The sequence below is a fragment of the Caballeronia eucalypticola genome, from assembly GCF_047608185.1.
GTDB lineage: Bacteria > Pseudomonadota > Gammaproteobacteria > Burkholderiales > Burkholderiaceae > Caballeronia.
Genome location: NZ_JBLKRU010000057.1, coordinates 38,017 through 47,402, shown reverse-complemented (window position 1 = coordinate 47,402; position 9,386 = coordinate 38,017). Strand labels below are relative to the sequence as shown.

Sequence of the window (9,386 nt, the reverse complement as noted above, 5' to 3'; positions counted from 1 at the left end):
TTGTTGCTCATGCTTTTGACTCGTCTGCTTAATGCCTGCCACCATTTCCCTGGCTTCGTCTACGGTACCGCGCGCTTGTGCATGCATAGCAATACTATCGAGATCGATGTGCGCCCGCGCAAAGGCTCCAGAGCGTGCTGCTCAGGATGCCATCAACCCGCCAGGGGCTACGACCAACTGCCCCAACGCCGCTTCGAGTTCATCCCGATCTGGGGCTTTGCGGTGTTTTTACTGTACAGCATGAGGCGCGTGGAATGCAGGCGATGTGGGGTCAAGGTAGAGGAGGTGCCCTGGGCAATGGGCAAGCACCAGTTGACCAGGGCGTACATGCTGTACTTGGCGCACTGGGCGCGCAAGCTTTCATGGAAGGACACGGCACAGTCCTTCCACACCAGTTGGGAGAAGGTCCAACAGGCCGTGGCCTATGTCGTGCAATGGGGTCTGGAGCATCGCGAGCTGGGGCATATCCGGGCCATCGGCGTGGACGAAATCGCCTACGGTCGTGGTCATGAGTATCTGACACTGGTCTACCAGATCGAGGCGGGCTGCACGCGCCTGCTCTGGGTGGGCGAGAAGCGCACCAAAGAAGCGTTCCAGAAGTTCTTCGATATGATCGGCACGGAACTGGCGCAGGGCATCGAGTTTGTGTGTTCGGACATGTGGAAACCCTATCTGGACATGATCAAACTGCATTGCACAGGGGCGCTGAACATTCTGGACCGCTTTCACATCGTCGCTAAACTCAATCTTGCCATCGACGAGGTCCGTGCGGGCGAAGCACGCCAACTGGTCAAGGACGGCTACGAGCCGGTGCTTAAGAAGTCGCGCTGGTGTCTGCTCAAGCGCCCGGGGAACCTGACCGACTCCCAGCGCATCAAGCTGCGTGAGGTGCTGCGCTATAACCTCAAGAGCGTACGGGCCTACCTCTTCAAAGAATACTTCCAGCAATTCTGGGACTACGAGTCACCCGCATGGGCAGGCAAATTCCTGGATCAGTGGTGCAGCGAGGTCATGCGCTCGCGCATCGACCCGCTCAAGAAATTCGCTCGCACAGTACGCACCCATCGAGAGCTGTTGCTCAACTATTTCCGGGCGCGAAAGGCGTTCTCCAGTGGCATCGTTGAGGGACTGAACAACAAAGCCAAAGTCACTATGAGAAAAGCCTATGGATATCGCACCTTCAAAATGACGGAACTCTCGCTATATCACGTACTTGGCAAACTTCCTGAGCCAGAACTCGCCCATAGATTTTACTGACGGACCAAATGATTAGGGGGAAGTTGTTTCAGACATCGACTTGCGTCATTGCAGCACCATTGCATGTCGGGGCAGACTGATAGTGAAGACACACCCTGTGTCCGGGATGTCGCGCACGCTGAGAAGCCCGTCGCTTGCCTCCACGCTGCGGCGGGCAATCGAAAGTCCTAATCCGAGCCCTGTTCTGTCAACGCCGTTTTGTTTGAATGGCTGAAACATGCTTTCCACATCGGTTGCCGACAACCCCCCGCAGTGATCCTTTACATCGACCAGGATTCGGCCCGCCACAGCGTACGCGTCAAGACTGACCTCGGTGTGAAGGTGAGTGAACTTGAACGCGTTCTGCAGCAAATTCCCCAGCGCAGAGAATAGGAGATCCCGGTTCGCGCAAACTGCAAGATCTGCATCGACGTGAGACACCGTGAACACACACCCGTGAGCGCGGGCCGCGAGGTCCGCCGCCTGTTTGATCTCGCCAATGAAATCAGCCAGTGAGAACATTTGCGGTGGTGGCGGGCCTTCGGCTGTCAGCCGAACCTCAGCCAGAGAATGATCTATCAGGTCCCGCAGCCCGGTCAGGCTGCGCTCAAGCACTGATCCCGTCGCGCCTGAAAGGCTAAGATTGCCGGCTTTGGCCGCAGTGAAAGCGAGCGTTGCAGTCTGGAGGAAATTGCGCAGTTCATGGGCCAAAAATCCCAGGCGTTCATTCATCTCTTCGACGTGTTTGTCTGTCGAAGCTGAGTCGCGCTGATAACTGAATTCCGTCACCGCATCGGCAATCGCATTGTCCAGGCAGCGGTTGAGCGTTCGAAATTCGTCGATTTGAAACGGCGCATCGCGCTCATAGGCCAAGTCTGTAATCGCCTGACACAAATCGCCGTAGTCGTGGACGACCTGATCGACGGAAAACCCGAGCTCCAGGAGTTGTCGTCCATGCTGCGCGGCTGACATGCCAATCGCCGAAAACGACGGCTCGCCACCCGACGGGCCGGAAATCTTGCGACTATCCATGGGCTCGACCGTTTGTTCGATGCGCAGTGTCTGAATAAGCTGATCCAGAAAAAGCGGCACGCCGTTCTGCAACTGCTGCACAGTTGCCCCTCGGGCGGGCCGGTGCGCGACTTTTACGCGGCACCGCTCAATGAGGTCGTCGCGGTTGTTTGAAAGAAAATCGTGCATCATGATGCAATCCCTCGTTTTGTCGGCTGTACTTGCCTGAGCGCCTGCGGTCGCCACAGGACATTCGCTCAGGGGACGTGAACTTCGCTCAAGATGGCGAGTAGTTCAATTTGCCCCCCAGGCATACCCCCGCATGTCATGTGCGCATGCCCAACCGTAGGGCTAGTGCGCCAGTCGCGGACGACGCTGTATGGCCGTCAAATGGCCAACGGTCAAATGACGACGGTTAGCACGTACCATTTCGGCGGTTGGCATCAGCCTGAAACATTCGAACGGACTTGTAGGGTTGCCGGACAATGCGCTCGCCGTTACCGTTCACGTGTGGCTGCACATGCAGCTGTCCTGTCAAGAAATCAAACGGTATGGTTCCCGCGGTCCCGCACGTGCGACCGGTCCGCAATCGCAGATGGTCACTGGTTATGCGCGGCAGTCAGGGGTTCTGCACTTTGAGATGCACTAGGCAAGGTAAATGGCGCTTGGTCAGCGGATTCATACGAAAAAGGTCTTCCATTATTTTCGGCCAGCCACGAGGCACCCGGTACTCAAGCATGTTCAACGTTTCGATGCCTGACGACCAACTGTGTAGGCGGGCGGTTATTTCATCTCCGTCGATGCCCCATGGCATGGGCGGCAAACGATAGTACGGCGTTTGCATGACGCCCCACATGGTTAACTGAGAGAACCACCGTGGGATCACGTCGAATGCAATTTCGGCGCCAGGAAAACGCTTGACTATCTGGGCAAACAGGCGTTTCACCGCTTCAGGCTCAAGATACATGAAGAGGCCTTGAACGACGATGAATACATCGGGGGTCCGTTCAATCTCGTCCATCCAGTCTGGCTCGAACACACTCGAGGCCACGTGACGAAAGCGCCTGGACGAAGGAAGGAAGTGCTTGCGCAGTTCGATTGCAGCCGGCAGATCGACCGTGAGCCAACGCATCCGACCATTGTCTACGCGGTGGACCTGCGTTTCCAGGCCTTCACCCAAGGACACGATCAAGCCGTCTGGATGGCGGTCGAGCCAGCGCCTCAAAAGCTCGTCGATTTCTGCCGCTCGCGCGGCGAACGAACCGACGGGGTTTCCAAAATGGCGCGTGAAGTCATAGTCGATTGCATCGCATATGCGAACGCTGTCAGGGTCGACTAGAACACCGTCGGAACGACGTGCTTCGCATGCCCGATCGTAGAGCGTCCAGAGCATCGTTTCCGACACGCCGTCCAATTTGGACGTAACCTTCGCCACGCCGTCACCGTCGTGATTGCGCACTCGCAGATTCTCTCCACGAAGCGGGGGCGCCAGCGCGGCGGCTGTCAAATCGCACCCAGACGTTCGGCATTCGCGGTCGCTCGGCCGTGAATGGGCGCCAGACTTTCCTGCACAATGCGGGCCGTCGAGTTGGCCAACAGTAGAGGGCGCGTGGGATATTCCGTCGCAATCTTCAGAAGCGCCGCCTGGCGCTCATGCCATTGCGCGGCTGTATGACTCGAACTCAACGCAAGAATAGCGGCTGAAGCTGCGGACATTTGCCTGCCGGTCTCCATGGCCAGTTCCAGGCTCAGATTTAAAAAACCCGATCTCAGGGCTTCGATCGATTCAGACGCCGCTTCAACTTTCTCGCGACTCATCAGGCTGAACTCGTATCGGTCGCGCTCGTTTGGCATCGGCCCGGCCAATGCCATGCGTGCCGTGCGATGTCCAACGACCTTGTTTGTCGCGTTGAACATTTCGCCGGCTTCCATCAAAACGCGCCACCAGTTCATCGAAAGTTCGCCCAAAGACGGGAGCAAGACTGATGTATTCATATTGTCCTCGGAGTAAGTGAGCGTGCCGATTGACCGCGTAGGGACAATGGCAATGCAGATGCGGTGCCGTTCGGTGCTGGCCGTCTGGTCAGCGCTGAAGTCAAAAAAATTGGTCTACTGGACCGCTCAGAGCACTAACGTCTATGTCGCGTCGGCCGACGACAACATTCACGCACGTTGACGTTACCGCCAAGAGAATCGACGGCCACGCGGAGACCCAGAGGTGGCGATGGCAGAAGGTGAGCGCGCTAGATGCAAACTAATCCGTTTGCTTACAACGAGGCCACCTGTCAGAAGCGTGACGTAAAAAACAAAGGTGACTAGGTTCATGTTTACACCGCTCGGAAGACTCCGGCCGCCGTTGGGGGCAGTGGAGATCGACTATTCCTGCACGACCGTTTCGGGGCGTCTCGAAATCGCAGGTTCAAGACGAACGCAATAGACAGTGCACGCAATCAGAGTACGCGTCGGTACGGTGCCGTACCACGCCTCGAACGGGTTCGTAAGGTTGGCGGAGTGACGTGACAGCTGACACGAGCGAACGCCGCCCGCACCAGCCAGCGAGCGGTCAACCACACGTTCATCACACGGCGCGCTCTGCCACCGAACCATGCGATCAATCTGGTTGGTTATCCGAGTACCGACCACCGTACAGACGCGCCCAGTTGCAAGTGGGACCGTGCTATTTAAGTCGGCGAGCATCAGCGATTCTTGAGACCGGTGAATGCGACCCAGGGCGATAGGCCTATATCGTGAGTAATGGCGAATAACCGGTGGGCGAAATCTGATAAGCGGACGTGTCTGTCGCGGTTGACTTGCTTGTGCGGATGTCGACTTATTCGATACTCCGAAAACGCGCGCGCCTCAGTGCGTTTTCGGAACTCGGTGCAGGGCCATAGGACCATCAAACATCGCTTAGATGCGCGCATTGTGTGCTGATGCTGCATGTACGGCATCGGTGCATGGGAGGCTGACGTATGCAGAACACTTGCCCGCGATTTCCGGGCCGCAATTACTCGCGCTTCACGACTGGATCGCAGCATGAATCCACTGATGCTCTTTCTTTTCGCGGCCCTTCTTCTTGTAGTCTTTGATTTTGGCATCCAGGTCCCTCTGTATCGAATGCGTCAGGACGACTCACCGTCGCGAGGCTAACGATTTTTATGTCTCTGCTCGAATTTCTCTCCAACGGCTTGCTAAGCTATTCATGGTGGCAGATTCTCCTGGCCGTGCTCCTCTCGACCCATGTCACTATCGTTTGCATGACGGTCTATCTCCACCGCTGCCAGGCGCACCGTTCGCTTGAACTGCATCTCGCCGTGAGTCATACATTCCGGTTCTGGCTCTGGATGACAACGGGGATTGAGACCGGCCCATGGATGCGGTTCATCGAAAGCATCACGCTCGATGCGAAACCGATGAGGATCCCCATAGCCCGCAGGCGCGCGGAATCTGGAAGGTGATTTTCGAAGGGTCGGAGCTATACACCGCGGAAGCCAGGAACGAAGAAACGTTGCGCAAATTGAGTCACGGCACACCGACCGACTGGATGGAGCGGAACGTCTATGCGAGGTACCCGAATCTTGGAATAAGCCTACTGATGGTGATTGTTGTCGCGCTATTCGGTATTGTCGGCGTATCGGTCTGGGCCGTTCAGATGATATGGATTCCGTTCTGGGCAGGCGGAGTCGTGAACGGCTGAGCGCACTTTTGGGGCTACCGCAATTTTGGGCCTGCCGATAAGAGTACGAACCTCTTTCCGCTGGGAATATTGATTGGCCGCGAAGGGCTTCACAACAATCACCACGCTTTTGCGACTTCGGCAAAACTATCAAACAAGTGGTACGAATTCGACATCGGCTGGATGTACATTTGCATACTTTCGAGCCTGCGATTAGCCAAGGTCAAGAGAGTGGCACCCACGCCGCATTTGATCAAGGCCAAGTCGATACTCGATAACGATACGCTGGAAGCGGTGCTTTCCAATCACTATGAGGTCATGGCGAGCTATGCCAGGCTGGTCAGCAGGGCCTGTCGCCATGAACTGGCGAAGGGCGAGCGTCTGCGTCCACATAAGAGGCGTCTTGCGCGCCGCGAAAGGAGGCGGCTTTTCCGGGAGCAATTGAGCCGGCGCGACCTGCAGCAATTGGCGTTGCCGCAAATATGCGGCGGCAGCCCGAAGCTGCGGCTTTGCCTCGAATTTCGCAGCGATCTGTCGTCGATCTGGGAAAGATCGAATGCATCGCCCGAGCAATTGCTCTTTTAACTGCAGGACTGGTGCAGTCGTGCGGAGCAGAGCGGTGTGAAGGCGCTAAAAGAATTTTTCATACGCCTTCGTCAGTGTGCTTAAGGGCAGCGATTGCTTATCGTTTCAACGGTCAGCGCCGCCCTGGTGAGAATTTTGCCGCCGCGCAGCCGGCGGCTTCCGCAGCATTTGACGTCGTGAATGACGTCAGGATCAGATGGTCTGAGGACGATGGCAGGAATGGCCTGCGGCCCCGGTAAGGTGGTCGATCGTGTCGAATGAGTTTGACGCCATGCACCGAAAAAAATGTATCTACCCCGCCTGACTGACGCGCAGGGCCATGGCGATTGCTGGCAATGTCGCTGCGCTGGAACTGGCGGCAAAATACAGCGGAAACAGCCGCAGGGATGACGCGAGTGTGACGGTTCTTCGGTTCTCCCGTTGCGAGGCCCGACAAGCAAGCGTCGCCTTACAAAACGCGTTCGCCTTCGAGATCATGGCTGTCCGGCCATGACCGCTGTCATGCATCGAATTCATATGCAAGCAGATACACGGGGTTTCCTGCCGTCCTGTCCTCTGTAATTTTCTTCCTCGAGTCGCTGCGGTCACCGTACAGATGCGTGGGTAGCACTTGTGCGAACGTATAGGCTTGCATTACACACCAGTGAGCTATGGGCGTTTCGGACTGTCGGCAGCCTCGACCGACGGCGAATGGGCGGCAATCCTCTGCCACTTGTGCGCTCGGCATCGACGTATCCATGCGTTCCCGCCAACGTCTCACAAAGCGGAGGTCAACATGTCCACGCTTACCGTTCAGCCGCATTCGCCGGCTGGCCCGGCCTTTATTGATGCGTCAGACGCATTGGATGATATGGCTCCGCGCTTCGCGGGCGCAGCTACTTCGCTTTCCTTCAACGGTGTCGATCGGGTAGAGTCCCAGGTCGAGCGGAATCGAAACGACGAACTTCTCGCGATGGTCGCGCACGAGCTTCGCGGTCCGCTAAATGCACTGAAGCTTTCCACCGAGATGATTCGCAGAGTTTCGTCCGGCCGTCGAGAGATTGAACGATCGCTCGAGGCCATCGACAGGCAAATCGCACATTTGACCCAACTCGCGGATGACTTGTTGGATGCGACGCGCGTCGCCCACGGTGTGTTTCATTTGCATAAAGTCAGGACGGACTTCGATACCGTTCTCACGGATAGCCTTGAGGGAGTTGGGCTTGCTGCAGAAAAACGTGGTCAAACGTTCAGCATCGAAACACCCGTTGAAAAAATCTGGACTAACAGCGATCCCATACGACTTGCGCAGGCCATCAGCAACATGCTGGTTAACGCCGTGAAGTACACATCAATCTCGGGTTCGATTAAGCTGACCGTACGAGCAGAACGCAACGATCTGGTGGTTTCAGTGAAGGACAACGGGCAGGGCATATCGAGTTCTCTCCTGCCACATGTCTTCGACCTCTTCACACAATCGCGCAGGACAATTGCGTCTAGTGCTGACGGTCTGGGTATAGGGCTTGCGATCGTGAAGGCGATTGCGGAATTACACGGCGGGACGATTTCAGCAAGCAGTGGGGGCCCAGGCGCCGGCAGCGAATTCGTCCTTCGACTTCCGATAATTGCTGCGCGAGAGAATGTTTCGATCAGCGAATGACTGCTGCGTGAATCGCTGGTTCGACGGTGGACCGTCTTCAATATCGTTCAAAAGCTGCTAAAGAGCCTGTCGCTCTCGCGTTTTACCACCTTGTAGCATTCACAAACTTGCGCCTCGAGTGCATGGCGGTCTACCACCTCGATCAGTCCCCGGCTGTAGCGGATCGCTCCGTCTTCCTGTAGTTTTCTTGCGGTCTCTGTAACCCCGGCCCGGCGAACGCCGAGCATGTTCGCAATCAGTTCCTGGGTCATCCGGACATCATTCGATTCGAGGCGATCCAGGCTCAGTAACAGCCAGCGGCAGAACTGCTGCGCAATCGAATGGTGGCGGTTGCAAACCGCTGTCTGCGCCATCTGTGTAATAAGCGCCTGGGTATAGCGGAGGAAAAGACGTTGTATTGCGCCACCTCGCGCGAACTCCTGCTTCACGATTTCGCCGCTCAGGCGCAATGCCTGGCCCGCGCTCTGCACAATGGCGCGATTCGGCATGGTCTCGCCGCCCATGAAGAGTGCGACACCCAAAAGCCCGTCCCGGCCTACCACGGCAATCTCCGCTGAGGCGCCATTCTCCATTACGTACAACATTGAAATGATGGCGGTAGTTGGCAGGTAGACATGGCTCAGATGGTCGCCCGACTCGTAAACCACCTGTCCTAGTTGCATGGTAACGGGCGACAGATGGGGCGCGATACGCTCTCGCTCGTCCGATGGCAGCGCGGCCAGCAGATAATTCAGATGCGAAAGAGGATCGTCTGTGCCATTCACCAGGTCCTGATCGAGCAATCGTCCGCTCCGGTTGACTCGTGCGATGAGCCGTTGCTGCTGCCTTATGTGCTCTTCACGGTTCTTCTCCGGGACCAAGCTCAATACCGCCGAGCGCAGCGTATCGTGACCCAGGGCATCCAGGATTTTAATTTTAGTCAGCGTTCCGAGGTCGCTTTTGCCATTTCGCCACGCGGAAATTTGCGAGCGTGTCAGAGCGAGGCTGTCCGCCAATTGTGCGTCACTATTGAAACGACCTCTACGTTTCAGCTCATCGAACAACTCGTACCAATCGAACTGCATCGTGTGATAGCCAAAAAGATGTCAAATTTATTTGACGCGACCTGGCGACCATGAAATACTGTCTTCTGACCCGGTGCGTCAAACGCATTCGACATTTATAGCACACGCACGACCTTGTCGTGATGCCGGGTTCACACCTTTCGCATTCATGCCGCTCTCGTGCACACACGGGATT

At 56.5% G+C, this 9,386-nt stretch carries 7 protein-coding genes and 2 pseudogenes; 5 read left to right on the top strand and 4 right to left on the bottom strand.

The features are described 5' to 3' along the window. Positions 1–1,257, top strand: a 1,257-nt coding sequence (locus ACMX25_RS36015; protein WP_414950301.1) for an ISL3 family transposase, incomplete at its 5' end; no start/stop codon positions are given. A gap of 45 nt (positions 1,258–1,302) precedes the next feature. Here the strand turns inward: ACMX25_RS36015 and ACMX25_RS36010 are convergent. The 3 genes from ACMX25_RS36010 to ACMX25_RS36000 all read right to left on the bottom strand — a co-directional run bounded on the left by ACMX25_RS36010 (position 1,303) and on the right by ACMX25_RS36000 (position 4,242). Beyond that, positions 1,303–2,439 (bottom strand): sensor histidine kinase, encoded by a 1,137-nt coding sequence (locus ACMX25_RS36010; protein WP_414954646.1) that lies wholly within the window; start codon positions 2,437–2,439, stop codon positions 1,303–1,305. Positions 2,440–2,866: 427 nt separating this feature from the next. Further along, positions 2,867–3,706: a class I SAM-dependent methyltransferase gene (locus tag ACMX25_RS36005; protein WP_414954645.1), complete on the bottom strand. Its 840-nt coding sequence runs from the start codon at positions 3,704–3,706 to the stop codon at positions 2,867–2,869. A gap of 44 nt (positions 3,707–3,750) precedes the next feature. After that, positions 3,751–4,242 carry a polyhydroxyalkanoate granule-associated phasin gene (locus ACMX25_RS36000; protein WP_414954644.1) on the bottom strand — a complete coding sequence of 164 codons (492 nt, stop codon included), beginning with the start codon at positions 4,240–4,242 and terminating at the stop codon, positions 3,751–3,753. Positions 4,243–5,399: 1,157 nt separating this feature from the next. On the opposite strand from ACMX25_RS36000, the pseudogene ACMX25_RS35995 reads away from it, so the two are divergent. The 4 genes and pseudogenes from ACMX25_RS35995 to ACMX25_RS35985 all read left to right on the top strand — a co-directional run. Further along, a pseudogene (locus tag ACMX25_RS35995) lies at positions 5,400–6,296 on the top strand (DesA family fatty acid desaturase); the annotation flags it as partial. Further along, positions 6,275–6,592 (top strand): annotated as a pseudogene (locus ACMX25_RS40400) (DesA/ISL3 alpha bundle tail domain-containing protein); the annotation flags it as partial. The pseudogenes ACMX25_RS35995 and ACMX25_RS40400, both read left to right, overlap by 22 nt. A gap of 235 nt (positions 6,593–6,827) precedes the next feature. Beyond that, the gene (locus tag ACMX25_RS35990; RefSeq protein WP_414954643.1) at positions 6,828–7,001 is read left to right on the top strand and encodes a hypothetical protein; all 174 of its coding nucleotides are present in this window, start codon (positions 6,828–6,830) and stop codon (positions 6,999–7,001) included. A gap of 282 nt (positions 7,002–7,283) precedes the next feature. Continuing rightward, entirely contained in the window at positions 7,284–8,147 is an 864-nt protein-coding gene (locus ACMX25_RS35985) for a sensor histidine kinase (protein ID WP_414954642.1), read from the top strand. A gap of 47 nt (positions 8,148–8,194) precedes the next feature. On the opposite strand, the gene ACMX25_RS35980 is transcribed toward ACMX25_RS35985, so the two are convergent. After that, entirely contained in the window at positions 8,195–9,211 is a 1,017-nt protein-coding gene (locus ACMX25_RS35980; protein ID WP_414954641.1) for a Crp/Fnr family transcriptional regulator, read from the bottom strand. Between the last annotated feature and the right edge of the window lie 175 nt (positions 9,212–9,386).